Annotated in this window: 20 protein-coding genes and 1 pseudogene; 6 read left to right on the forward strand and 15 right to left on the reverse strand. The window is 63.9% G+C overall.

Going from position 1 to position 24,151, the window contains the following annotated elements; genetic code table 11:
* Positions 1–100: 100 nt before the first annotated feature.
* Positions 101–781, reverse strand: a complete 681-nt coding sequence (gene aat, locus JQ567_RS08785) for a leucyl/phenylalanyl-tRNA--protein transferase (RefSeq protein WP_212438445.1) — start codon at positions 779–781, stop codon at positions 101–103.
* A 135-nt stretch (positions 782–916) separates the two neighbouring features.
* On the opposite strand from aat, the pseudogene JQ567_RS08790 reads away from it, so the two are divergent.
* Both JQ567_RS08790 and JQ567_RS08795 read left to right on the forward strand, forming a co-directional pair.
* Positions 917–1,096 (forward strand): annotated as a pseudogene (locus JQ567_RS08790) (anion permease); the annotation flags it as partial.
* A gap of 43 nt (positions 1,097–1,139) precedes the next feature.
* A complete protein-coding gene (locus JQ567_RS08795; protein ID WP_249165336.1) occupies positions 1,140–2,111 on the forward strand; it encodes a tripartite tricarboxylate transporter substrate binding protein in 972 nt (323 codons plus the stop codon).
* A gap of 154 nt (positions 2,112–2,265) precedes the next feature.
* On the opposite strand, the gene JQ567_RS08800 is transcribed toward JQ567_RS08795, so the two are convergent.
* The 9 genes from JQ567_RS08800 to JQ567_RS08840 form a co-directional block, all read right to left on the reverse strand.
* A complete protein-coding gene (locus JQ567_RS08800) occupies positions 2,266–3,357 on the reverse strand; it encodes a sensor histidine kinase (protein WP_212438447.1) in 1,092 nt (363 codons plus the stop codon).
* Positions 3,354–3,794, reverse strand: coding sequence for a response regulator (locus JQ567_RS08805; RefSeq protein WP_212438448.1), 441 nt, complete (start codon positions 3,792–3,794; stop codon positions 3,354–3,356). The genes JQ567_RS08800 and JQ567_RS08805 overlap by 4 nt, the downstream gene beginning before the upstream one ends.
* Complete coding sequence (locus JQ567_RS08810; protein WP_212438449.1) at positions 3,791–5,323, reverse strand: CHASE3 domain-containing protein; 1,533 nt, start codon at positions 5,321–5,323, stop codon at positions 3,791–3,793. The genes JQ567_RS08805 and JQ567_RS08810 overlap by 4 nt, the downstream gene beginning before the upstream one ends.
* Positions 5,324–5,443: 120 nt before the next feature.
* Positions 5,444–6,805 (reverse strand): acetyl-CoA carboxylase biotin carboxylase subunit, encoded by a 1,362-nt coding sequence (accC, locus tag JQ567_RS08815; RefSeq protein ID WP_212438450.1) that lies wholly within the window; start codon positions 6,803–6,805, stop codon positions 5,444–5,446.
* 24 nt (positions 6,806–6,829) lie between these two features.
* Positions 6,830–7,321 carry an acetyl-CoA carboxylase biotin carboxyl carrier protein gene (gene accB / locus JQ567_RS08820; RefSeq protein ID WP_212438451.1) on the reverse strand — a complete coding sequence of 164 codons (492 nt, stop codon included), beginning with the start codon at positions 7,319–7,321 and terminating at the stop codon, positions 6,830–6,832.
* Between the two features lie 68 nt (positions 7,322–7,389).
* A complete protein-coding gene (gene aroQ, locus JQ567_RS08825; RefSeq protein ID WP_212438452.1) occupies positions 7,390–7,860 on the reverse strand; it encodes a type II 3-dehydroquinate dehydratase in 471 nt (156 codons plus the stop codon).
* Positions 7,861–8,059: 199 nt separating this feature from the next.
* Positions 8,060–8,842, reverse strand: coding sequence for a hypothetical protein (locus tag JQ567_RS08830; RefSeq protein ID WP_212438453.1), 783 nt, complete (start codon positions 8,840–8,842; stop codon positions 8,060–8,062).
* Positions 8,843–8,872: 30 nt separating this feature from the next.
* The gene (locus tag JQ567_RS08835; RefSeq protein WP_409363583.1) at positions 8,873–9,466 is read right to left on the reverse strand and encodes a hypothetical protein; all 594 of its coding nucleotides are present in this window, start codon (positions 9,464–9,466) and stop codon (positions 8,873–8,875) included.
* Between the two features lie 137 nt (positions 9,467–9,603).
* On the reverse strand, positions 9,604–11,160 hold the full coding sequence (locus tag JQ567_RS08840) for a YadA-like family protein (RefSeq protein ID WP_212438454.1): 1,557 nt from the start codon (positions 11,158–11,160) through the stop codon (positions 9,604–9,606).
* A gap of 432 nt (positions 11,161–11,592) precedes the next feature.
* Between JQ567_RS08840 and JQ567_RS08845 the strand changes: the two genes are divergently transcribed.
* Positions 11,593–12,564, forward strand: a complete 972-nt coding sequence (locus JQ567_RS08845) for a helix-turn-helix transcriptional regulator (RefSeq protein ID WP_212438455.1) — start codon at positions 11,593–11,595, stop codon at positions 12,562–12,564.
* Positions 12,565–12,662: 98 nt separating this feature from the next.
* On the opposite strand, the gene JQ567_RS08850 is transcribed toward JQ567_RS08845, so the two are convergent.
* From JQ567_RS08850 to JQ567_RS08865, 4 genes are all read right to left on the reverse strand, one after another.
* On the reverse strand, positions 12,663–13,388 hold the full coding sequence (locus JQ567_RS08850; protein WP_212438456.1) for a DUF1236 domain-containing protein: 726 nt from the start codon (positions 13,386–13,388) through the stop codon (positions 12,663–12,665).
* 192 nt (positions 13,389–13,580) lie between these two features.
* Positions 13,581–14,513 carry a hypothetical protein gene (locus tag JQ567_RS08855; RefSeq protein WP_212438457.1) on the reverse strand — a complete coding sequence of 311 codons (933 nt, stop codon included), beginning with the start codon at positions 14,511–14,513 and terminating at the stop codon, positions 13,581–13,583.
* A 137-nt stretch (positions 14,514–14,650) separates the two neighbouring features.
* Positions 14,651–15,418, reverse strand: coding sequence for a DsbA family protein (locus JQ567_RS08860; RefSeq protein WP_212438458.1), 768 nt, complete (start codon positions 15,416–15,418; stop codon positions 14,651–14,653).
* A gap of 114 nt (positions 15,419–15,532) precedes the next feature.
* Positions 15,533–16,933: a M48 family metalloprotease gene (locus JQ567_RS08865; RefSeq protein WP_212438459.1), complete on the reverse strand. Its 1,401-nt coding sequence runs from the start codon at positions 16,931–16,933 to the stop codon at positions 15,533–15,535.
* Positions 16,934–17,170: 237 nt separating this feature from the next.
* Between JQ567_RS08865 and JQ567_RS08870 the strand changes: the two genes are divergently transcribed.
* From JQ567_RS08870 to JQ567_RS08880, 3 genes are all read left to right on the forward strand, one after another.
* Positions 17,171–18,358 (forward strand): pyridoxal phosphate-dependent aminotransferase, encoded by a 1,188-nt coding sequence (locus JQ567_RS08870; RefSeq protein ID WP_212438460.1) that lies wholly within the window; start codon positions 17,171–17,173, stop codon positions 18,356–18,358.
* 141 nt (positions 18,359–18,499) lie between these two features.
* A complete protein-coding gene (locus JQ567_RS08875; protein ID WP_212438514.1) occupies positions 18,500–19,018 on the forward strand; it encodes a biotin transporter BioY in 519 nt (172 codons plus the stop codon).
* A 114-nt stretch (positions 19,019–19,132) separates the two neighbouring features.
* Entirely contained in the window at positions 19,133–20,461 is a 1,329-nt protein-coding gene (locus JQ567_RS08880; RefSeq protein ID WP_212438461.1) for a dicarboxylate/amino acid:cation symporter, read from the forward strand.
* Between the two features lie 185 nt (positions 20,462–20,646).
* On the opposite strand, the gene JQ567_RS08885 is transcribed toward JQ567_RS08880, so the two are convergent.
* A complete protein-coding gene (locus JQ567_RS08885; protein WP_212438462.1) occupies positions 20,647–23,820 on the reverse strand; it encodes a ribonuclease E/G in 3,174 nt (1,057 codons plus the stop codon).
* Between the last annotated feature and the right edge of the window lie 331 nt (positions 23,821–24,151).

A 24,151-nucleotide genomic window follows, 5' to 3' on the forward strand; every position in this document is an offset into this window, starting at 1 on the left:
TGTCGGAGGCGGAGCATTCCCACCAGCCGTGCAAACAGGGATAAGAGAGGTCGCGGGGAGGGGCTGTGACTGATGTCACAATCCCGAACAGGACAGGTCTTCAGCCGCGCGCCGCGATGATCGCCAGCGCGTCGGCGCCGCCGACCGGCCCATTGGACGGCAACTTCAAAAAGTCCGCGGGTTCGCCCGCAATCGCCCTGTCGAGCATCGTGCGGTAGCGGCGCCTGGATATTTCGACCGCGCCAAAGCTCTTCAAATGCTCCGTGACGTATTGCGTGTCGAGCAGCTCAAACCCTCCCGCGATCAGCCGCGCCACCAGATGCACCAGCGCCACCTTCGAGGCGTCTCTGATGGTGTGGAACATGCTCTCGCCGAAGAAGGCGCGGCCCAGGCTGACGCCATATAATCCGCCGACCAGATCGTCGTTCTGCCAGACTTCGACGCTGTGGCAGTGCCCGATCTGGTGCAGTCCGACATAGAGATCGCGGATCCGCTTGTTGATCCAGGTGTCGTCGCGCCCGGCCTGCGGCGCCGCGCAGCCCGCAATGACCGCCTTGAACGCGGTGTCGACGGTGACGGTGAAGGCGTCCGAGCGCACGGTGCGCGCAAGCCGCGAGGCGATGCGAAAGCCGTCAAGCGGGATCACCCCGCGCATTTCCGGCTCGACCCAGAACAGGGTGGGGTCGTCGGCGCTTTCGGCCATCGGGAAGATGCCGCAGGCATAGGCGCGCAGCAGCACCTCGGGCGTGATTTCGGAAACGGCGGACTCGCGCGATGTCATGGCGGGAGAATAGCAGGGAGCCGGTGGCCTATGCTATGCCTTGAAAAAAGCGGCGGCGCGGCCTGGATACCGGGACACGAGAAGTACCGGCGCCGGGAGGAAAAAGGGACAGCGTGAAAATCACCGGGAGCACCTTTGCACCGCTGGGCGACCTGGCTTGCGCTCTATCTGGTGCCGGTTCCGGCCGCTCTCAACGCCAATCAATGGCACTATTTCGCGATATTTGCCGCCGTCACGGCCGGTCTGATCCTGGGATCGATGCCGGTGGGCGCGGTCGGTCTGATCGGCCTGACGGTTGCGGGCATCTCGGCTTTTCCGAGCGTACCGGCTTTCGGGATATTTACCTGGAGAAAAGAAAATGAACCGACGCCGCTTCCTGCAATGCTCGATTTCAACCGCTGCAGCCGCCGTATTGCCGACCGCCTCACGCGCGCAGCAGTACCCAACAAAAATCATCCGTTTTCTTGTCGGCTTCCCTCCGGGCGGCTCAGCCGATTTGACGATGCGCCAATTTGCACATCGCCTCGATGCAGTATTGGGCGCCAAGCATTTGATCGAGAACGTTGCTGGCGCATCTTCGACGCTTGCGGCCGTGCAGGCCCTGCGCGCCGAACCGGATGGACATACGCTTTTTCTCGGCTCGAACGTCTCCCAGGTGATCGCGCCGACGATGCTGAAGTTATCGTATGATCCACTGACGGCGCTTGCGCCGATTTCCCAGGTTACAACGAATTCGAGTCTCGTGGCCGTATCAGCCGGGTATGGCGTGAAGAACTGGGCAGAATTCCTGGCGAAAGCAAAAGGCGAGCGTGATGGCGTGTTCTACGGCACTTCCAACGTCGGCTTCCAGATACCGGCCGTCCAGATCTCCAAAATCGCCGGGATCAAGCTTGTCAATATTCCCTTCAAGGGCGGCGCTGAAACCGTTACCGCCGTTCTGGGAGGCAACATTCCGATGATCATCGGAACGCCCCCAACGATCCTGCCGCATGTCAACTCAGGTGCACTTGTAGCGCTGTGCGCAACGAGCGCGGAGCGCTCCTCCGTCATGCCGGATATTCCGGCAGCCAACGAACTTGGCCTCAAGGGATTGGATTCGGTTGGATGGTTTGGCCTCTACGCACCCGCGAAAACCCCTGTGACCGTCGTGACAAAGCTGCACGCGGCGATCCAGTCGGTGATAGGGGACAAGTCGCTGCAACAGGCACTCGGCAAGGAGGGCTTGGAGCTCCGGGGCTCCGCGAGTCCGGAGGGCTTTGCGAGCTTCCAGAAGAAGGAATTCGAAGCGAACGCAGCGATTATACGCGAGGCCGGACTTGCGCCGAACTAAAGCGTTTTCGAGCGAAGTGGATACCGGTTCGCATAGCAATCAAGTTTACGCAGATTGCGTAGACTTATCTGCGGTAGAAAACGCGGAAAAAAAGAGTCTAGGCGCGCCGGGACGCTCTTTTTGTAGGTCGCGGTTCAAATTCCGCAAACGCATATTACCCAGCCGCGGCTTCATTCGGCCGTGGCGCCGGCTTGTTGACGCGGGCAAAGCGCAGCACGATCTTTGTGCCGGGATGGTCGGGATCGCGCGCGACCTCGGCTTCGAGCTTTGATGCCATGGCCGAGACGATGCGCTGTCCCATGCCGGTGGAGCGTGGGTCGGCCTTGACGTTGAGGCCGACGCCGTCGTCGGTGATCGACAGCAGGATTTCGTCGCCGAGAGGCTTGAGCTCGACGTGGATCGGGCCGGCGCCGTCGGGGTAGGCGTATTTGACGGCGTTCATGATCAGCTCATTGACGATGATGCCGATCGCCACCGCACGATCGGGGTCGATCTCGATCGCCTCGGCCTTCAGCGTCAGCCGCGACATCCGATTGCCCTCGGCCGAGCGCCGCAGGTCCTCCAGCAGCGCCTCGAGATACTGGTTCAAGAGCACGCTCTTCAGATCGTGCGAGGTGTAGAGCCGGCGATGGACCTGGGCGACCGCGGCGACGCGCCCCATCGCATTGGTGAGCGCCGCCTTGACGTCGTCCTGAACAGCGGAATTGGCCTGCAGATGCAACAGCGAGGCGATGATCTGCAGAGAGTTGCCGACGCGGTGATTGACTTCGCGCAGCAGCACCTCGCGCTCGGCGGCCAGCGCCGCGTAGCGGTCGCGCGAGGCGTGGACTTCGGCCTCGGCCTCATCGCGGGCTCTTTGAATCTCCGCCTGCCGCAGCGCGCCGTTAACGGCGACCTGGAGCAGGGGAATGAACTCGCCCTGCACGTCCTTGACGAGATAGTCGGCCGCGCCCGCCTTCAGTGCGGTGACGGCAATCGCCGAATCCTGCGAGGCCGTGACGAATACCACCGGCGGCGCACCCGGGATTGCCAGAATCCGCTCCAGCGTTTCGAGACCGTCGAGACCGGGCATGTACTGGTCGAGCGCGATGGCGTCGATGCCGCCTTGCGCCAGGCGGTCGAGGCCCTGCTGGCCATCGGCGGCATGCACCACCTTGAAGCCGAGCCGCGTCAGGCCGCGATCGACCAGCCGCGCCAATGCGGCGTCATCATCTATATACAGCAGTGTCGGCGTGGCGCTTGTCATGTGGCGGCTGGCGGTACCTGGATGACGGAGAAGAACAGGCCGAGCTGGCGAATGGCGTTGGCGAAGCTTTCGTAATTCACCGGCTTGGTGATGTACACGTTGCAACCGAGATCGTAGCAACGCTTTATCTCATGGGAATCGTCGGTCGTGGTCAGCACCACGACCGGGGTCGCCTTGAGGTATTTGTTGTCCTTGACCTGCTTCAGGATATCGATGCCCGACGCGTCGGGCAGGTTGAGATCGAGCAGGATCAATAGCGCGTTGCCCTTGTGAGCGAGGCCCGTTCCATCCTTGCCGAACAGGTACTTCAGCGCAGCTGTACCGCTGGTGAACGGGATGATCTCGTTGTTGACGCCGGAACGGCGGATGTTCCGCTCGATCAGGCGGGCATGGCCCTCATCGTCCTCGATCATGATGATAGTGACTGGATTACTCATGACTGTGTGTTCCGGTTACGAATGGTCCAATTGATCGGCAGTGTAATCGTGAATGTGCTGCCGTTGTGAAGTTCCGAGGCGACCGACAGGGTTCCGCCAAGCCGCCGCACCAGCGCGCGGACGTGCGCAAGGCCAATGCCTTGCCCGGGTTTGTCCTGGGTTCCGGCGCGGCGGAACAGCTCGAAAATGCGCTGATGGTCCTTGGGGTCAATACCGCGCCCATTGTCGGTGATCTCGAAAATAGCAAAGCCGAGTTTGGTGCGGCCGCGCACCTGGATGTCGCCGGGAACGCCGGTCTTGAGGTATTTCAGCGCATTTTCGATCAGATTGGAGAAAATCTGCTCCAGTGCCAGACGGTCGCTGACGATGTTCGGCAGCGGTTCGATCCGGATCTGGGCCTCGGCTTCAGCGGCCTGATGCGCCACCGTCGCGACAATGCCCTCAATCAGTTCGCGGGTTTCGATCCGCACCGGTTCGAATTCGCGCCGGCCTTCGCGGGTGAGGTTGAGGATGGCCGAGATCAGCCGATCCATCTTGGCGATCGAGGATTTGATGAAGCCCAGCGCCTCGGTGAAGTCTTCCGACAATTGCTTGTCGGGTCCTTCGAGGACGGGCTCGGCGCTATCGGTGGCGTTATCAGCTGTCGCCGGCGCGGCCGATTGCGCGCGCGCCAGGGTCGCGATCCGCTTGAAGATGTCGCCGCGCAGTTCCTCAAGTTCGCTGGTAAAGCCCATGATGTTCACCAGCGGCGAGCGCAGATCGTGGCTGACGATATAGGCGAAGCGCTGGATCTCGTCATTGGCTTCGCGCAGATCGGCGGTACGCTCGTCGATCGTGGTCTCGAGGTTGATATTGTTGTCGCGCAATTGGGTTTCGGCATCGTCGCGGGCGCGCGAGGAGCGGCGCACCAGGAAGATCGAGATGCCGGCGAGCGCGATCACGAGGCCGGAACCCGCCACCGTCACCGCCGAAGCCAGTTGCTGGGTGCGGTCCGCGGTCGCGGTGCGCAGGGCGAACAGCCGGTCCTCCTCGGCGCGCATCGCGTTGCTGAGCTCGCCGATCTTCTGGACGGAGTCGCTGGCGCCGGCCTCACGCAGCATCGCGATGCCGCCGGCGAGATCGTTGCGTTTGACGAATGCGATGGCCTTGGCAAATTCGGCAAGCCGGGCTTCGACCGGCGGCCGCAACCGTCGGGCGTTCTCGGCCTGGACCGGATTGTCCAAAGTCAGCCGGGTCAGCTTGTCGATATCGGGGAGGATGGTCGCGGTGGCGGACTCATGCTCGGTCAGGAAGCGTGGCTCTGAGGTCAGGAGATAGCCGCGCGCCGAGCTCTCGGCGCGGCGGATCTGCAACAGCAAGGTCGAAAGCTGGTTCTCGACCTCGACCGTATGCACGACCTTGGCGCTGTCCTTGCGGGCCTCATGAACGAGAATGACCGATAAGGCGCTGATCGCCACCAGCACCGAGAATCCCGCAGCAAGCAGCAGGATTTGCCCCAAAGCGCGGCGGCGCTGGGCTTTAGTGTTCACAATGATCTCGCGTCATGAACAAACGAAACAAACCGCCCCTGCCAGACAGGCCCCCAATACCGCTCAACGCCCGGGGGGAACGATTGGTTCCACGGGCAGCAGGGCCGGTTCAGGGCATTGCTAGGAAGTTTTAGTCTTCGCCGCCTGGCCGGCGAGATACTGCTCGAGCCAATGAATATGGTAGTCGCCGTCGATGATGCCGGGCTCGCGGACCAGGGCGCGGAACAGCGGCAGGGTGGTCTCGATACCTTCGACCACCATCTCGTCCAGCGCGCGGCGCAGCCGCATCAGGCATTCGCCGCGGGTCTTGCCGTGAACGATCAGCTTGCCGACCAGCGAGTCGTAATAGGGCGGGATGACGTAACCCTGATAGACGGCGGAATCGATCCGGACGCCGAGGCCGCCGGGTGCATGGAATTGCGTGATCTTTCCCGGTGAGGGACGAAACGTCTGCGGGTTTTCCGCATTGATGCGGCATTCGATGGCGTGGCCAATGATGGCGACTTCGTCCTGCGTCACCGGCAGGTCGCCGCCGGCGGCGATCCGGATCTGTTCCAGCACGAGGTCGATATCGGTGATGCTCTCGGTGACGGGATGCTCGACCTGGATGCGGGTGTTCATTTCGATGAAATAGAACTCGCCGTCTTCGTACAGAAACTCGATGGTGCCGACACCGAGATATTTCATGTCCTGCATCGCCTTGGCGCAGGTGGCGCCGATCTTGGCGCGTGCGGCGGCAGAGAGAACCGGTGAGGGGCCTTCTTCCCAGACCTTCTGGTGGCGGCGCTGCAGCGAACAGTCGCGTTCGCCGAGATGGATGGCGCCGCCGCGGCCGTCGCCCAGCACCTGGATTTCGATGTGGCGCGGCTTGGTCAGGTATTTCTCGAGATAGACCGAAGCGTCGCCGAACGCGGATTTGGCCTCGTTGGAGGCGGTCGAGAGCGCCATCAACAGCTCATCAGCGGTGTGCGCGACTTTCATGCCGCGTCCGCCGCCGCCGGCAGCGGCTTTGACCAGCACCGGAAAGCCGATCGCCTGGCCGATCGCCATCGCGTCGTCTTCGGGGCCGACCGCGCCATCGGAGCCGGGCACCACGGGAATGCCGAGTTTCTTGGCGGTCTTCTTGGCTTCGATCTTGTCGCCCATCAGGCGGATGTGCTCGGCCTTCGGACCGATGAAATGCAGATTGTGCTCGGCGAGAATCTCGGCGAAGCGGGCGTTCTCGGACAGGAAGCCGTAGCCGGGATGCACCGCATCGGCGCCGGTGATCTCGCAGGCCGCGAGCAGCGAGGGGATGTTGAGATAGCTGTCCTTTGACGGCGGCGGCCCGATGCAGACGCTTTCGTCGGCAAGCCGCACATGCATCGCGTCGGCGTCGGCGGTGGAATGCACGGCGACCGTGGAGATGCCAAGCTCCTTGCACGCGCGCAGCACGCGCAGCGCGATCTCACCGCGATTGGCTATCAGGATCTTGTCGAACATCGCAGCGCCTGACGTTGACGGATTCTATTCAATGATCACCAGCGGCTCGCCGAATTCGACCGGCTGGCCGTCCTCGACGAGAATCTGCGTCACGGTGCCCGCGCGCGGCGATGGAATCTGGTTCATCGTCTTCATGGCTTCGATGATCAGCAGGGTCTGTCCCACCGACACCTTGGTGCCGACCTCGATGAATGGCTTGGCACCGGGTTCGGGCGCCGAGTAGGCGGTGCCGACCATCGGTGAGGGGACGGCGCCGGGATGTTTGGCCAGATCGGCGATCGCCGCCGGGGTCACGTTGGCGGCCGGTGCCGCGTGCGCCGACGGGGCATGCTGGTAATTGCCCGGCATCGAAGCTGTGACGGTGATGTTGCGCGCCACGCGCACCCGCAGGCCGGCGCGCTCGATCTCGATTTCGGTGAGGCTGGTTTCATCCAGCAGCAACGCCAGTTCGCGGATCAGCGCACTGTCGTCGCTCTTGAAATTTGCGGCTGATTTGGTGTCAGGCTTGCTCGCCATATGCGGGGTCCGGAATTCTCTGGGTGATGACGGCTGAAGCGCCGGGCTTTTGATGCGGGCTCTTGATGTCAGGCTTTTGCCTTGACGCCGATTTTGGCGGCAAGGCCGTTGATGGCGAGCCGGTAGCCGTCGATGCCGAACCCGCACAGGGAAGCGAAGGCGGCTTTGGCCGTGAACGAATGGTGCCGGAAACTCTCGCGGGCGTGGATATTGCTGATGTGCACTTCAACGGTCGGGATCTTCACCCCGACCAGCGCGTCATGCAGCGCGATCGAGGTGTGGGAATAGCCGCCGGCATTGATGATGATGCCGACCATTTTCTTGGCGCGGGCCTCATGGATGAAATCAATCAGCTCGCCTTCGCGGTTGGACTGCCGGCAATCGGCCACGAGGCCGAATTGAGTGGCCGTCTCCGCGCACAATTTCTCGACATCGGCGAGGGTGGCATGGCCATAGGTCTCGGGCTCGCGCGTCCCCAACAGGTTGAGGTTCGGGCCGTTGAGCACAAGGATTGTCGGGGTTGTTGAGGCCTGGGCCATCCGGATTCCAGCAAAAGGGGGGCGGGTAGGTCGCGGGGGGTTATAGGTAACAACGCGGCCAAGGGGAAGCCTTGCGGGGGTTTTGAACACCCTTCAAATGCCTCATCCGGTTCGTAAAAAGGCCTATGGAACCTACGGAAATCGTTCATTAACCAAGGTTAGGGGTGGCCGGCCCGGCCTCCACCAGGCATAGGTCCGGTTACCACCGGCCCTGGACCCGCAGGCTTTCGGCGAGGTCGCCGCGGAAATTGTGCTGCCCCAGATGCATCAGCTTGCACTGCAGGTCGACCCAGACCTTGCCGCCGATGTCGATCCAGCGGCGGCAGAACGCGTAATCCTCCGACAGGTAGCGGCCGGAATCGGGATCGACCATGCAGTCGAAGAACAGCCAGTGCAGATCCGCCTCCGGATGGCCCGGCGGCCCGTCCGGCGTGTATTTCAGCTCCGGATACTTCTCCATCATCCGCGTGAAGACATCGCGCTTGATGCACATGAATCCGGTCGGCGCCTCCGCGACCTCGACGAAACCGTCGGCGTCGGCATAGGAGCTGACGCGCTCGGCGCCATGGCCGATCGGATTGAATGGATATTCGGTATGGCGGTCCTCGAATTGTGCCCGCGTCGTGCCTGCCGGCAGGCCGGCGGCGGGCCAATTAAAATTCTTCATCGGATAGACGCCAGCGGTGACATCGCGGTCGATCAGCAGCAGGCGACAGACCGATTGCGGCGTGAAGGTGATGTCGGAGTCGATCCAGAACAGATGGGTGAGCGTTTCATCGGACAGGAACTTGCGCACCATGTTGTTGCGCGCGCGGGTGATAAGGCTTTCCGAATGCATGTGCAGGATGCACTGCAATCCGAACCGGTTGCAGTGATGGGTGAGCTCGAAGATGCTGGTGACGTAGTGCATGCTGACCGCCGAGATGTAGCACGGGGTCGCGAACATCACCTTCATCGATCTCAAGGCTTCGTCGGGTAACATTTTACGTCGCTCGCAGGCTCGGGGGCCGGTCTATTTGGGCTGATGGTTGTCCGCCGGCTTGTTGTCCGCCGGCGCGAGCTTGATCGCGGGCGCGGACTTTGCCGGCGCAGGCTGTTTCGCGGCATTTGCAGCTGGCTGCTTTTGCGCCACCGGAGGCGAGGGCGGCTCTGGCGCCGCGGGCGCGGATGATCCGACGCCGACGGAAATGCCGAACAACCGCCACTGCCCGTTCACCGGCGCGAACGACAGATCGAAATTGACCTGGCTCGGCACCGAGGGAAAGAAGCCGGCCATATGCAGCAGCCCATTGGCCTCGATCTGCGGCAGCAGATTGAGCTGCGGATCGATCACGGCGACGCCGGAGAGATCGAGATTGTCATTGCGCAGCTTGGCGAAGATCTCGCCAAGCCGCGCTGCCGAGTTGGATTGAAAGCCGGGCGCGCCGATGTCGCGCAGCACGGTGTAATTGCCGGTCTTGTTGGCTTGATCGAGCGCCAGCAGCGTGGAGCGGATCAGAATCAGCACGCCGTTGCGGTCGATCTGCGCGGGCTTCGGCGCCGATGCAGGGGCGGGCGTCTGCGCGTAGCCTGCAGAAGCGATTGAGACCATGACTGCCGCAACCATCAGAACCCACCGGCCACCTCGCATTCACTCTGCCTTCATCATGCGCTGGTTAGCCAGCGCGTCCGCCAACACCGCCTGCCGCATTTGGGTCTGCAGCGTCGCGACGTAGCCCGCCGGCGTGTTCACCCGCGATTGCATCAGAACTCTCCGGCGATGCCGAGCCGCCCGCCATGGCTATCCCCACCGCCATAGGCGTAGCCAAAGTTGACGGCCATCGGACGGGCGGTGTTGAAACGGTACGCGAACGAAACGCCGCCAGCGGTTTCCGATTTGAAGAAACCGGTGTTGACAGCGTAGGTCACCTTGCCCGGAGCCGATGGCATCGGCGCGCTGGTCAATGCGAATGCCGCGGCGATACCCTGGCGCGCTTCGCGGCGGCTGTCGGTCGCATACTGATTTAGGCTGGAGAGCCCCGCCACTGCGCTACTGAGCTGGCTCATATTGACTGCATCGGTCGGATTGATGCCGGCTGCCACGTTGGTCAGCCGCCGCTCATTGCCCGGGGTGCCGAACGAAACGGTATTGGGAGCGCTCGCTACCGAACCGCTGCCGATCGCGACCGAATTAGCCAGGGTCGCGGTGGCGCCGGTGCCAAGGGCGGCCGAATTCGTGCCGGTCGCCGTCGTGGCGTCGCCGAACGCGGCGCCGCCGTTGGACGCCAGCGCCCCGGCGCCGACCGCGATCGAACCGGTGGCGGTGGCGCCGTTGCCGATCGCAATCGAATTGACGCCGCTGGCGGTGGAGCTTTGTCCGACCGCGACCGCGCCGGTCGCGGTGGCCTGTGAGTTGGCGCCGACCGCGGTGGCGCCGGTGGCGCTGGCGGTACTGCCCTGGCCGATCGCGGTGGTGGCGACGCCGGTGGCGTTGCTGCGCTGGCCATAGGCGCTGGCGGTTGCGCCATGGGCGAGGCTGAAAACGCCCGTCGCGGTCGCCTGGGCACCGTTGGCGAAGCTGTTGCTGCCGGTGGCGGTTGCGGAGGCGCCGTGGGCGAGGCCGCCCGCGCCTGTCGCGGTGGCGTTGTTGCCGGTTGCGAAGCTGCTTACGCCTGTTGCGGTCGCATTGGTGCCGTTCGCGGAACTGGCGACACCCATCGCAGTCGCGGCGTTGCCGTTTGCGATGCTGCTTCGGCCCGTCGCAGTCGCGCCGGTGCCGTTCGCGTTGGCCGCTACGCCCGTCGCGGTCGCGCTGTCGCCGTTCGCGAGGCTGTTCTGGCCTGTCGCGGTGGCGCTGTCGCCGTTCGCATTGGCCGCCACGCCCGTCGCGGTGGCGTTGTTGCCGTTCGCGATGCTCGACTGGCCAGTTGCGGTAGCGCCGGTGCCGTTCGCGAAACTTGACTCGCCCGTTGCGGTTGCGGCGGTGCCGTTCGCGGTGCTCAAGGTGCCCGTCGCGGTAGCGCCGGCGCCGTTCGCGAAGCTGAAGGCTCCTATTGCGGTTGCAGAGCCGCCGGTTGTTGTCGCGGTGTCGCCAACCGCGGTGGCAAAGCCACTGGGTGCGTTGTTGACGCCGCCACCCGCCGCGTAGTCGGCGGCCGAGGCGTAGCCGCTGCCAAGCGCCACACCGGCGGCCAACGCCAGGCCGCGGAGGGTCCCGCCCGATGTGGCGCTGCCGGCGAGCAGACGCGCCCGGCGATCGGCGCTGCGGGCCGCGCCGAGGCCTGGCGGGTTGACCCTTTTGTGACGCCGAACATCAGACATGCAAGCCCCTGCGGTGGACGGCACGATTCTGTTGCTGCGATCTGCCGTGATGCGACCTTTGCGGAGCTGTGCACCGACCGCATCGGACGTTCGTTCGACGCGTCGTACGAAAGAGGGCATTTCCGGATGAATGTTGCGAGGTGAGGCTTCGCTGCAACATCGCGCATGGTGCCCATAATCGAACCTTGCGGCAGCGGCGGGACCTGGGCCACAATTCGGAACTGGGCTCGGGGTAGAAGTCGGAGCTGGGCTTGGGGTAGACCGATGTCTGTTGACGGACTTTCCGGTGAGGACAAGGTGCTGGACCTTGTCGGGTCCGTTTACGATGCCGCGCTCGATGCGCAGCTCTGGCCGGATACCCTGAACAGGATTGGCGATGCCGTCGGCGGGCCGCAGGTTATGTTCGGAATCTACGATCCCGGGATCGGGCTCGTGAACCTGCTGGCGCCGCGGGTCGATCCCGAACTCACGCGCAGCCTTATCGATTGGGCTCCGCGTAATCCGCTGTTGCCGCTCGGCGTTGGCCAAACGCCTGGCAAGGTCTTTACCTGCGGCGATTTTATCACGCAGGATGAATTCATCGACACTACCTTTTATCAGGAATGGTGGCGGCCCGCTGGGTACGACACTGAACCTCTGACCACCAATCTGCTTGTCGATGGCGCCGCTTCCGGGATCTTCACGAGCTACGGACTGCTGAACCGATCGCCATTCGACAGCGGTCAGAAGCGTCTGTTCGCCGCGCTGGCGCAACACCTCGTTCGTGCGGTCGCGCTGCAGCGCCGTCTGTATCGCCTGACGAGCGCGAATGAAGGTGCGCTGGCCAGCCTCGACGGGTTGCAGCAGGGTTTCCTGCTTGTCGATGCGCAGGCGCGGCTTCTGTTCGTCAATCGTGCGGCCCGCGCGCTGCTCGATGCCCGCGATGTTCTGCGGCTCGAAGCCGGCACCTTGTCGGCGTCCGATGCCGATGCCGGGCAAACATTGCGCGGGCTGATCGCGTCATGCGCGGGCGAGGCCAATGCCGCCACTGATCGCGGGGGCGACATCGCGCTGCCGCGTGGGACAGCTCGGTTACCGCTCAACGTTCTCGTCACGCCGATACGTTCGGAAACGGCAATGGCCGCCATCCCGTGGACTTTTTCGCAACATGCAGTCGCAATCGTGCTCGTCTCCGATCCCGAGACGGAGATCCAGGCGCGCGTCGAAGACCTGCGCGAACGGTTCGGTTTCACGCCGGCCGAAGCGGCGTTCGCGCTCGAGATCATGAAGGGCGACGGCAGGCAAGCCACCGCCGATCGCCTTGGCATTAGCGTGGCGACGGCGCGCAGTCACTTGACCAAAATTTTCGACAAGACCGGCGTCAGGCGCCAGGCCGAATTGGTGCGCCTGCTTTTGCAGAAGTGAAAGAAGCTGTCAGCACGTCCGCGCAGTCGGACGCTCGCGCGCAAGAAAAGAGGCGGGCATCGCTGCCCGCCCCCAAATGTTACCCATTCAAAAGCCGCTTAGCCTTCGATGATGTAGACGATCTCATGCGTTTGCGGGCGCACGATGACGTAGCGGCCGCCAACCAGGATCACCTGATAGCCGCGCCACTCCGGATAGATCTCGACGATCCGGGGCGGAAGCGGGTGGAAGCGCACGGTCGAAGGCACCACAGCGCCAACCGAGATGTTGAAGTTGACGTTGGTGGTCTCCTGGATCTTCTCCGTCTTGATGGCGGAGACGATCTGCGTACGCTTCTCGGCCGGCGGAGCCGCGGTCGCCGACGTGGCGGCGTTGCCCGTCGTCTGCGACTTGGTGTCGGCCGCGCCCTTGGTCTGGGCGGTGCCGGTCTTGCTGTCGGCAGCGCCCTTGCTGTCGGTTGCGCTCTTGGAGTCCATGCCGGTCTTGCTGTCGCGTCCCTCGGCCTTCATGTCCTTGCCGCCCTTGGGGGCGGTCTCGGAGCTCATGCTCTTCGACTTCTCACCCGCCGGAGACTTGGTGTCCTGCGCGCTCTTGCCGGACGGCATCTTCTCGTTGGATTCCGCACCCTTTGTGCCCTTCATGTCGGAAGCGCCGCCGGGATCACGCTGCATCGTGCCAGGTCCGCCCGGTGACGGTGCGGTCTGCTGGGTCGCGGGACCAGCCGACGGCGACTCTTTGCTCATGCCGGTGCCTTGCGCATGCGCAAACCCGGTGCCGGCGATCAGCGCCGCGACGGCGGCCGAAATCAGAAAACGATTAGACATAGAATTCTCCTCACGTGGATGCATTGCCCGCACCGACAACGAAAGGAGATGAGCGATGTTCCTGTCTATTCGCGGTTCCATCAGATTAGTTTGATGAACGCGCGGTGAATTTGAAACTCAGACGCGTTTTCTTGACCCGAACCGGTTGCTCACCCGCATCAACTGCGGGGAGGCTTTCGCTCGAAAACACAGTCAACCGCAGGCCCAGTCGAACTCCATCGTTTCGAGATCGAGCTGAGCGTTGCCGCCGCCGAAATTGAAGCCGCCGAAATGCACTTCGATTTCGAGATAGGTCGCGCTGTACTTCGGCGTCCATTGGCAGGGAAACATCGTGCCGCCGAGATGATTGCGCCCCGACAGCCGCTCCAGCTCGAACCGCTCGGCGTCCTTGCTGTAAGGCGCGATGTAGTCGCCGAGTTCATCCTTGTGCAACAGCTGGTCGCGCGGCGGACGGCCGACATTGGGATCGCCGTCGCGTGACGCGACCGCAATGCCGTAGGCGTGGTGGCCGATCTCGGGCACGCGCCCGAACAGCCGGTACCAGTATTTGTTGACGATTTCATCGACGTTCTCGTAGCGGCCGATCTGAAGATCGAACACCGCGCGCGCCGAGCCGCTCTCAAGCCAAGGCGGCGGAGGGTTCGCTTGCAGCAGCGCGTTGCCGGCGAGGCGAGGGGGCTGACACAGCGGTCCTGCGAACTCGGCTTCCGTCAGCCAGATCGCTACGAAATTGTGGTCGATGACGTCCTTCATCCGGAATTCCATCCGGTGCCGGCTCTGCTTGTAGAGCCAGAACGGCAACAGATCGGGATCGGCCGGACGGTCCGATGCCTCTGACGTGAGATATTCGGCCACGGCTTCGACTTCGCGCGGCTCGTCATGCTGTTGATCGGCGAACATCGTCAGCGCGACATAGTCGGCGCCTTTGGTGCGATACTGCTCGGGGAGCTTCAGCGTGAAGCAGGGCTGCATCGGAAAGCCGTCATACGGGCTGAGCGGCCATTGGCTCTCGCTAATTCCGGGCGGCAGGCCGTAGCACCAGCCGTGATCGGTATCGGTCCCGCGGGCGGGCGCGGTCTTGAGGAGTTCGAGGTCGTAGGCGGTGGTTGGCGGCGCCAGGCTCATGCGGGGTCCTGTTGGTTCGAGCCCTCTTAGTGGCCGGCAGCGTCGCCGCGGTTCAGTCGCAGCAAGCGTGCGGGCAAAAAAAATCCGGCTGCGATGCAGCCGGATTTTGTCCGTCGAATGATACCCGGCGTCTGGCTTCAGCAGGTCGCCTTGCCGCAGCGGGCGATGCCGATCTTTTCCTTGAGGGTCTCGACGCCGACCGCGCCGATCACGACCTGCTTGCCGATCACATAGCTCGGGGTGCCGTTCATGCCCATGGCTTCGGCGAGCTTCATGTTCTCCTCGAGCGTGGCGCGGATTTCAGGGCTTGCCAGATCCTTTTCGAGCCTGGCCATGTCGAGGCCGGCTTCCTTGGCGACCGCAAGCGCGCGGGCCTTGTCGGCGGCGCCGCGGCCGGTGAGCAGCTTCTGGTGGAAGTCGAGATATTTCTTTCCGGTCGGATCCTGCATCCGCACAGCGACCCCGACCTGGGCGGCTTCGACTGAACCTGTGCTCAGCACCGGGAATTCCTTAAGCACGACCTTCAGCTTGGGATCGCCCTTCATCAATTCCATCATGTCGAGCATCGCGCGCTTGCAGTAGCCGCAATTGTAATCGAAGAACTCGACGAAGGTGACGTCGCCGTCCTTGTTGCCGAGCGTCACGTTGCGCGGCGAGTTGAAGATCGCATTGGCGTTCTTGGCGATGCCGGCCTGATGCTTCTCGGCTTCGGCGGCGGACTGACGCCTGGTCAGTTCGGCCATCGCCTCTTCCAGCACCTCGGGATGGGCGATCAGGTACTCCCGGACGATGGTCTCGATGTCTTTGCGCTGGACATCGGAGAAGCTCTGCGCGGAAGCCGGCAGCGACGCGGCGCACAGGGCGATCGCGAACAGGGCGGAAGCAAGGTAACGGAACAAAGGCATCGGTAAATCCTTGGGTGGCGAGTTCCGGGCCGTTCTCATGAAGGCCGGCACTTGGAATACGCTGGGTGTTCAGGTTCGATTGTAGTGCAACTCAGTTTATTTCGGGTAGCGGCGCTAGTTGCTTCTTTGGCCTGGAAGCGGTTTGGCGCTCACAATATCGTCAGCTTTGACCCATCCCGGGGTCCCGATCGCGAACCGCGTCTTGGCCCGCGAGGCGAGGTCGCGCGCGGTCTTGTTGTCGCCGCGCAGGTAGGCGGCCTGGGCCGATGCCAGATCGGCCTGCGCGTAGTCACCCTTGCGGCCATAGGCCATTGCGAGCTGCATGTAGCCGATCGGGGCCTCGGTCTCACGCGCCAGCGCCGCGCGCAGGATCGCGATCGCCTCCTCGGTGTAGGCCTTGTTGTCGGAGGCCACCAGCGCCTGCCCAAGTAACATCTCGATGAGCGGGGCGTTGTTGGAAAGCTGCACGGCCTTGCGCAGCGGCGCGATGGCCTCGGCCGGCTTGCCGCCTTCCAGCAAAGCCTGGCCGCGGAGTTCGTAGAAATAGGCATTGGCGGGTTGCAGCTGGATCAGGCCGTCGATCTGGGCCAGCGCGCTGCGCAAGTCGCCATGCAGATAGGTGGTGATGGCGCGCGCATAGCGCGCGGGCACGCTGGTGTTGGACAGCGGATAGCGCCGGAAGACGGTGTCCTGCCGCTCCATGAAGCCGGAGATCTTGGCGCGCACCATGTCGTGGCGCATTTGCAGGGCCGGGTCGTCCTTCTTGTCCCAATAGGGGCTGGAACGGGCGAGCTCTTCCAGGGCGCGGACGCGCTCGGCCGGCATCGGGTGCGACTGCACGTAGGGGTCGGCGCCGCGCGCCGCGAACAGGCTCTCGTCGGAGAAGCGTTTGAAGGTCTCGTACATGCCGCGGGCCGACTGGCCGGTGGCATTGAGGAATTTCACCCCGGCCTTGTCGGCGTTTTCTTCCTGCTGCCGCACATAGGAAAGCAGGGTGCGCTTGATCACCTCGGCGGGTGCCGACATCGCTGCCGCACCTGCATTGGCCAGACCGCTGTTGCCGCCGCCGCGCGCGCCCGCCACCATGGCGCCGGCGCCGAGCAGCATGGCGATGATCATCTGGGTCTGCGCTTCCGCCAGCCGCTCGCGCAGTTTTGAAAGGTGACCGCCGGCCAGATGGCCGGTCTCGTGCGCCAGCACGCCGATGATCTGGTTCGGCGTCTCCGATTGCATCATCGCGCCATAGTTGACGAAGATGCGGCGGCCGTCAGCGACGAAAGCGTTGAAGACGCCTTCGTTGATGATCACCATCTGGATGTTCTGCTTCTCCATGCCGGCGGCGCGCAGGATCGGCCTTGTGTAGTCGCGCAGCAATTGCTCCGACTCGGTATCGCGCAGCACCGGGGGGCCCTTGTTCTGGGCCGCGGCGAGCGTCGGCGTCATGACAAGCGCGGCCGCTGTGGCGAGGGCGGTCAATTTCAGCGTCGTTTTGCGGTGCGCGAGGCGGAACAACATGAAGCAATCTATTGGGCGTTAGCGGCGGAACTGGCGGTCAATCGGCGGTCGGGCCGGGCAGCCCTGATTAAATCAGAACCGAACGCCAGTCTCTTGTTTTGACGCTTTTTTCTTCCCGCAGACCGGTATCCACTTGGCTTGAAAGCGCTATAAGGAGCCACCGAATACGGCCAGTCTGGGGCGGTAACCGGTGCCGGAACTCGAAATCGGCGTTATCAGATCAAATTGCAGATAGCGATGCTTGAATCGACTCTTAGGGACCGCGCGAAAACCCTGCTAACGGCTTCCAGCCGGAGCGATGTTCCACCTTTCATGGTGATGGACGTGATGGCGGCGGCGGCTCGCATCGAGGCGGCCGGCGGCCACGTCATTCACATGGAGGTCGGCCAGCCGGCAGCGCCCGCTCCGAAGACCGCACTGGCGGCGGCGCGTCTCGCGCTTGACGACGGCCGGATCGATTATACTTCCGCGCTCGGCATTCCCTCGCTGCGCGCGCGCATCGCCCGGCACTACCGCGATACTTATGGCTGCAGCGTTGAGCCCGAGCGGATCGTGGTCACCACGGGCTCGTCGGGCGGCTTCATCCTCGCGTTCCTTGCGATGTTCGAACCGGGCGACCGCGTGGCGGTGACCGTGCCCGGTTATCCGCCGTACCGGCACATCCTCACCGCGCTCGGCTGCGAGCCGGTGCTGATCGAGACCACGAGCGAGACCCGCCATGCGCTGACCGGCGAAGCCTTGCTGGCGGCGCATCGCAAGACGCCGCTCAAGGGCGTGCTGGTCGGCAGTCCCGCCAATCCGACGGGAACCATGATGTCGCGGGAGGCGCTCACCAGCCTGATGGCGGCGGCCGAGAGCGCCGGCATTCGCTTCATATCGGACGAGATCTATCACGGCCTCGATTACGCATTTCCGGCGGTGTCCGCCGCCGAGCTGTCGCCGCAGGCCTTGGTGATCAATTCGTTCTCGAAATATTTCTGCATGACCGGCTGGCGCGTCGGCTGGATGGTGGTGCCGGAGCCGCTGGTGCGGCCGATCGAGCGGTTGCAGCAGAACCTGTCGATCTCGGTGCCGACGCTGTCGCAGATCGCAGCCGAGGCCGCGTTCGAGGGGGCCGCGGAAATGGAAGCGATCAAGCGCGGTTATCAGGAGAACCGTCGCATCCTGATCGATGGATTGCCGAAGGCCGGCCTGACCAATTTCCTGCCGGCCGACGGCGCGTTCTATCTCTATGCCGACGTCTCGCAATTCACGTCAGACAGTTTTGAATTCGCCAGCCGGATGCTGGAGAACGCCCACGTCGCGGCCACGCCGGGCGTCGATTTCGATCCGATTCACGGGCGCGCCTTCGTGCGCTTCTCCTATGCGCGCTCGTCCGACGAGATGCGCGAAGCCGTGAGCCGCATCGCGCGCTGGCTCGGGTAGGGCACGTCAGGCACCATCATCATCCATATCTGTCATTTGAATCGGGGAACCATCTTGTCCGACACATCTCAGCCTGTCGCTGCACCGCATTTTCCGCTCGCCGCCGTTCTTTGGCCGCATCCTGTAAATCGATCCGGTCTGATGCGCGGCGTGATCCTGATTGTATTGGGAACCGCGCTGCTGACTCTGTCGGCGAAGGTCAGCCTGCCTTTGCCCTATGTGCCGATGACGCTGCAGACGCTGGTCGTATTGATGATCGGGGCGGCCTATGGCTGGCGCCTCGGCAGCGCAACCATCGTGGCCTATCTCGCCGAAGGCGCGATCGGATTTCCGGTATTCGCAGGCCCCGTCGGCGGTCTTGCGCCGTTGCTCGGGCCCACGGCCGGATATCTCTACGGCTTCGTGGCGGCGGCCTTCGTCACGGGATGGCTGAGCGAGCGTGGCTGGGATCGGTCAGTACCTCTGCTTTTCATCGCCATGGGACTTGGCCACGTCATCATTCTCGCGGCCGGGTTTGCCTGGCTGGCATTTGGCATCAAGCTCGGCGTTGAAAAGGCATGGCTGGTCGGCATAGCGCCGTTCATCGCGGCGTCGCTGATCAAAAACGCGCTCGGCGCTACGCTCGTGCCTTTGTTCCGCCGCCCATTCGACCGCCGCTGACCGATCCCGTTCGGACGCCGGCGCAACGCCACCTTTCCGCTGGCCGAAATAATTTGGCTGTGCTAGCGGGCGGGGGTGTGGCAGAACGCCGCAGGTCGAGCGGGAGTAAAGGTCATGGCGGCAACGATTGCGGCTGAAGCGCCGGTGAGCGCAGGCAAGCCCTGGTACAAGATTCTCTACGTCCAGGTGCTGATCGCCATCGTGCTCGGAGCGCTGGTCGGCTGGCTGTGGCCGGCGCTCGCGACCAACGACTGGGTCAAGGCGCTCGGTGACGGCTTCATCAAGCTGATCAAGATGGTGATCGCGCCGATCATCTTCTGCACCGTGGTGTCGGGCATCGCCCATATCCAGGACGCCAAGAAGGTCGGCCGCATCGGCATCAAGGCGCTGGTCTATTTCGAAATCGTCTCGACCTTTGCGCTGGTGATCGGGCTGCTCATCGGCAATGTGGTCAAGCCGGGCCACGGCTTCGGCGGCGCCATGGCTGACGCGGCCAAGGTCGCCGGGTTCGCCAAGCAGGCCGAGGCCCAGAAGTCGGTCGATTTCTTCCTGCACATCATTCCCGACACCGTCGTCGGCGCCTTCGCGCAGGGCGAAATCCTGCAGGTGCTGCTGTTTTCGATCCTGTTCGGCTTTTCGCTGATGGCGCTCGGCAAGCGTGGCCATACCCTGCGTTCCTTCATCGACGATTCCGCGCACGCGGTGTTCGGCGTGATCTCGATCGTGATGAGGGCGGCCCCGATCGGCGCGTTCGGCGCCATGGCCTATACCATCGGCAAGTTCGGCACCGGCGCCATTGTGAACCTGGTCGGGCTGATCGCGACCTTCTATCTCACCGCGGCGCTGTTCGTCTTTATCGTGCTCGGCACCATCGCGCGCATGGTCGGATTCTCGATCTTCAAGTTCCTGTCCTACATCAAGGATGAGCTGTTGATCGTGCTCGGCACCTCGTCGTCCGAGAGCGCGCTGCCTTCGCTGATGGAAAAGCTGGAGCGGCTCGGCTGTTCGAAGTCGGTCGTCGGCCTCGTGGTGCCGACCGGTTACTCGTTCAACCTCGACGGCACCAACATCTACATGACGCTGGCGACGCTGTTCATCGCGCAGGCGCTCGGTTTCGATCTCACGATGGGCCAGCAGATCACCATCCTGTTGGTGGCGATGCTGACCTCGAAGGGCGCCTCGGGCATAACAGGTGCGGGCTTCATCACGCTGGCGGCAACGCTCGCCGTGGTCGATCCGCGGCTGGTGCCCGGCATGGCCATCGTGCTCGGCATCGACAAGTTCATGAGCGAATGCCGCGCGCTGACCAACCTCTGCGGCAACGGCGTCGCCTGCGTAGTGGTGTCGTGGTGGGAGGGCGAACTCGATCAGGAGAAGCTGCACGCCAATCTCAACAAGCAGATCGATCCGACCGACATGGAGACGGCGCTCACGACCGACTGACGATCGCTAGAGCTTTTTCCGTTCCGATGTATCGGAACGGGGCTCTAGATTCTTGATTTGACGCGTTTTCTTAACGCGAACCGCTATCCACTTCGCTGGAAAACGCTCTATTGAAGATCGCGTTGTTGCAACAAAAAACCGCCCGGCGTTACCGGGCGGTTTTTCCGTTTGAACTTAGGTCGTCCTTATTCGCCGCTGCCGAAACGCCGTGACCACCAGCCGGCCTTGCGCGGCGCGGCTTCACTGGTTGCGGCTGGCGCGGGTTCAGCGGGCGCGGGAGCAGGGGCCGTTGCCGCCGGCTCCGCCTCGCTATGGCTGATGGCCGGTGCTGGCTCGGACGGGGCGCTGGTCAGGAACGAGACTTTTTCGCGCACCGTCGAACGCCGCCGCGCGGCAGCCCGGTCGGCCTCCTGTGCGGTTTCCTCAGGCGTCGGCGTCGGCGCGCTGCTGACGGTTTCGGGCGAGGCGTGTTCCGCGGGCTGCCATTGCGGTTGCGGCGGCTGCGAAACGGGCTCGGGTTCAACCAATGTCGGCGCCGCCTCAGCCGAGCGGCCGTCGAAATCGGCAACCGCGCTGGTGACTTCCGAAACCGGGGTCGGTCCGAGTTCGTCGGAGATCGATCCGGCGAGACCATCTTCCGGTCCGCTGCCACGCCGGCGGCGTCCGCCCCGACGTCCGCGGCGGCGCGGGCGCCGCTCGCCGTTTGGTCCCTGTTCGCTGCGCGCAACAGCTCCCTGTTCGTCACCCTCGTCGTCGTCGGCCTCGCCGTCGTCGGCAACCGCGACCGCGCCATCAGCGCTTTCGGGTGCAACGCGCAGAGCGTCATTGTCGTCGCGCGGGGCGCCGCCTTCACGCGGCTCACCACGGCCGCGGCGGCGCCGGCGCCGCTTGCGGCGGTGGCCGTCGGCTTCGCTTTCACCGGCGACTTCTTCGCCGCCTGCGGCTTCCTCGGTCAGACCTTCGGTCTCTTCGGTCTCGACTTCACCTTCGATGTCGAACGGCTCTTCGTCGTCATAGGCTTCCTCGACCTGGGACGGCGAGGCCGCGGCCTGCGCTGCGAGCAAGGCCTTGGCTGCTTCCAGCGTGTGCACCTGTTCGCCCCGATCGATGATGAACGATTGCTGGCCGGCGACGGTCGGATCGGCGACCACCGCAAGCGTGACCTTGAAGGCGTTTTCGAGATCGCGCAGATGTCCGCGCTTGTGGTTGAGGACGTAGAGCGCGACGTCGGTGCGGGTGCGCACCACCAGATTGTGGGTCGCGCCCTTCATCAGAATTTCTTCGATGCCGCGCAGCAATTGCAGCGCCACCGACGACACCGAGCGGACATGGCCGCTGCCACCGCAATGCGCGCAGGGCTCGGTCGAACTCTCCAGCACGCTGGCGCGGATGCGCTGGCGCGACATTTCCAGCAGGCCGAAATGCGAGATGCGGCCGACCTGGATGCGGGCGCGGTCCTGCCGCAGGCAGTCGCTCAACTTGCGCTCGACCGCGCGGTTGTTGCGCTTCTCGTCCATGTCGATGAAGTCGATGACGATCAGGCCCGCGAGATCGCGCAGGCGCAGCTGCCGCGCGACTTCCTCGGAGGCTTCGAGGTTGGTCTTGAGCGCGGTGTCCTCGATGTGGTGCTCGCGGGTCGAACGGCCGGAGTTGACGTCGATCGAGACCAAAGCTTCGGTCTGGTTGATGACGATGTAGCCGCCCGAGCGCAATTGCACCGTCGGCGAGAACATCGCATCGAGCTGGCTCTCGACGCCCATCCTTGAGAACAGCGGCTGGCCGTCGCGATATTGCCGGACCGCCCGCACGTTCGAGGGCATCAGCATCTTCATGAAGTCGCGGGCTTCATCATAGCCGGCCTGGCCGGCGACCTGGATTTCGTCGATTTCCTTGTTGTAGAGGTCGCGCAGCGAGCGCTTGATCAGCGAGCCTTCCTCGTAGACCAGCGTCGGGGCCTGCGACTTCAGCGTCATGTCGCGCACGGTTTCCCACATGCGGATCAGATATTCGAAGTCGCGCTTGATTTCGGGCTTGGTGCGCGAGGCGCCGGCGGTGCGCAGGATGATGCCCATGCCCTCGGGCACGTCGAGGTCCTGCACCACTTCCTTGAGCCGCGAACGGTCCTGGGCCGAGGTGATCTTGCGGCTGATGCCGCCGCCGCGCGCGGTGTTGGGCATCAGCACGGCGTAACGGCCGGCCAACGACAGATAGGTGGTCAGCGCCGCGCCCTTGTTGCCGCGCTCTTCCTTGACGACCTGCACCAGCATGACCTGGCGGCGCTTGATGACTTCCTGGATCTTGTACTGGCGGCGCGGGCGGAAGGCGCGCTCCGGCACTTCCTCGAGCACATCGTCGCCACCGACGGATTCGACGACTTCCTCTTCGGCATCCTCGCCATCGTCTTCATCGTCCTGCGCTTCGTCGTCCTGCTCGTCGCCTTCCGGCGCGGGGGCACGATCCTCGTGGGAGGCGGCGGCGTATTCCTCGCCGGCATGCTCGGCGCGCGGCGCGTCATCTGCATGGGCGGCGTTTTCGAGCGCGTGTTCGTCGTCGTGCCGTGCGTCATGCGCCGGCTCGTCGTGATGCGCGTGATCCTCGTGGCTTTCGGCGCTGGCCGTTGCCTCTGCCGGCGCGGCGACGGCCTCAACCGGTGCCGCATCGGATTGGAATGAGGCTACCGGGGCTTCGGCCGCGGCATGATCAGGGGCGTGATCATGGACGTGATCTTGGACGCGATCTTGGGCGTGACCTTCCTGGGGACGACCATGTTCGTGCGAATGGTCGTCGTGATCATGCGCAACTTGCCCATGATCGTGGCCGTGCTCGGCTGAATCGGCGGGATGGTGATCGGTCTCATGGGCGTGGGCTTCGTCGGGGTGCGCGCCTTCATGCAAGCGCTGCGCCTCGCCCTCATAGGGCTGGGCGGCCTGCGCCGGATCGATTGCGGCGTTGTCGACGACGTCGCTCTGGACCCGTTCGCCATGGCCGCGGCGGCGGGCGTTGCGGTGGCGCGAACGGCCGCGGTGACGGTTGGAGGAGCGGTTCTCGCTCTCTTCCTCGGCCTCGCGATGGGCGCGTTCGTCGGCTTCGATCAGCGCCTGCCGGTCGGCGACCGGGATCTGGTAATAGTCGGGGTGGATTTCGCTGAAGGCCAGGAAGCCGTGGCGGTTGCCGCCATATTCGATGAAAGCCGCCTGCAGCGACGGCTCTACGCGCGTGACCTTGGCGAGGTAGATATTGCCGCGCAGCTGTTTGCGCTGGGCGGTCTCGAAATCAAATTCTTCGACGCGATTGCCGCGGACCACAACGACCCGGGTCTCTTCCGGGTGGGTGGCATCGATCAACATCTTGTTGGGCATTTTGGAGCTCTTGACGGCGGCGGGCGCGGTGCAAGGCACGCGCATATTGCGCGGCCCGGTGACGCGACGGTCCACCTGATTCGGGGGTGAGGGGAAGGCCAAAACGCAAACCTTGGCGCCGCGCCGAACGGGGAGCCACCGGAACAAGGCGACGTGCGAAGCTTTCGCTTCGCGTCGGCGCGATCGTTCCGTGGATCCTGGTCGGCAACTCAGTCTGGCGCATCAAGCGTCGGCCCGTCTGAACATGTTGGCGGCAAAATTGACCGCCGTGTCTATCGCTGAAGGCCCGGCGCGGCGCCAAAGCGCTCGCCGGCCATCGCATATCGGACCA

The organism is Bradyrhizobium sp. AUGA SZCCT0431 (genome assembly GCF_018131065.1).
GTDB lineage: Bacteria > Pseudomonadota > Alphaproteobacteria > Rhizobiales > Xanthobacteraceae > Bradyrhizobium.

What these genes read in the sequence shown, in the direction of transcription:
- aat (WP_212438445.1), bottom strand. Translation starts at nt 781, where the DNA reads ATGACATCGCGCGAGTCCGCCGTTTCCGAAATCACGCCCGAGGTGCTG.
- JQ567_RS08795 (WP_249165336.1), top strand. Translation starts at nt 1,140, where the DNA reads ATGAACCGACGCCGCTTCCTGCAATGCTCGATTTCAACCGCTGCAGCC.
- JQ567_RS08800 (WP_212438447.1), bottom strand. Translation starts at nt 3,357, where the DNA reads ATGACAAGCGCCACGCCGACACTGCTGTATATAGATGATGACGCCGCA.
- JQ567_RS08805 (WP_212438448.1), bottom strand. Translation starts at nt 3,794, where the DNA reads ATGAGTAATCCAGTCACTATCATCATGATCGAGGACGATGAGGGCCAT.
- accC (WP_212438450.1), bottom strand. Translation starts at nt 6,805, where the DNA reads ATGTTCGACAAGATCCTGATAGCCAATCGCGGTGAGATCGCGCTGCGC.
- accB (WP_212438451.1), bottom strand. Translation starts at nt 7,321, where the DNA reads ATGGCGAGCAAGCCTGACACCAAATCAGCCGCAAATTTCAAGAGCGAC.
- aroQ (WP_212438452.1), bottom strand. Translation starts at nt 7,860, where the DNA reads ATGGCCCAGGCCTCAACAACCCCGACAATCCTTGTGCTCAACGGCCCG.
- JQ567_RS08830 (WP_212438453.1), bottom strand. Translation starts at nt 8,842, where the DNA reads ATGTTACCCGACGAAGCCTTGAGATCGATGAAGGTGATGTTCGCGACC.
- JQ567_RS08835 (WP_409363583.1), bottom strand. Translation starts at nt 9,466, where the DNA reads ATGGTTGCGGCAGTCATGGTCTCAATCGCTTCTGCAGGCTACGCGCAG.
- JQ567_RS08840 (WP_212438454.1), bottom strand. Translation starts at nt 11,160, where the DNA reads ATGTCTGATGTTCGGCGTCACAAAAGGGTCAACCCGCCAGGCCTCGGC.
- JQ567_RS08850 (WP_212438456.1), bottom strand. Translation starts at nt 13,388, where the DNA reads ATGTCTAATCGTTTTCTGATTTCGGCCGCCGTCGCGGCGCTGATCGCC.
- JQ567_RS08855 (WP_212438457.1), bottom strand. Translation starts at nt 14,513, where the DNA reads ATGAGCCTGGCGCCGCCAACCACCGCCTACGACCTCGAACTCCTCAAG.
- JQ567_RS08860 (WP_212438458.1), bottom strand. Translation starts at nt 15,418, where the DNA reads ATGCCTTTGTTCCGTTACCTTGCTTCCGCCCTGTTCGCGATCGCCCTG.
- JQ567_RS08865 (WP_212438459.1), bottom strand. Translation starts at nt 16,933, where the DNA reads ATGTTGTTCCGCCTCGCGCACCGCAAAACGACGCTGAAATTGACCGCC.
- JQ567_RS08870 (WP_212438460.1), top strand. Translation starts at nt 17,171, where the DNA reads ATGCTTGAATCGACTCTTAGGGACCGCGCGAAAACCCTGCTAACGGCT.
- JQ567_RS08875 (WP_212438514.1), top strand. Translation starts at nt 18,500, where the DNA reads ATGCGCGGCGTGATCCTGATTGTATTGGGAACCGCGCTGCTGACTCTG.
- JQ567_RS08880 (WP_212438461.1), top strand. Translation starts at nt 19,133, where the DNA reads ATGGCGGCAACGATTGCGGCTGAAGCGCCGGTGAGCGCAGGCAAGCCC.
- JQ567_RS08885 (WP_212438462.1), bottom strand. Translation starts at nt 23,820, where the DNA reads ATGCCCAACAAGATGTTGATCGATGCCACCCACCCGGAAGAGACCCGG.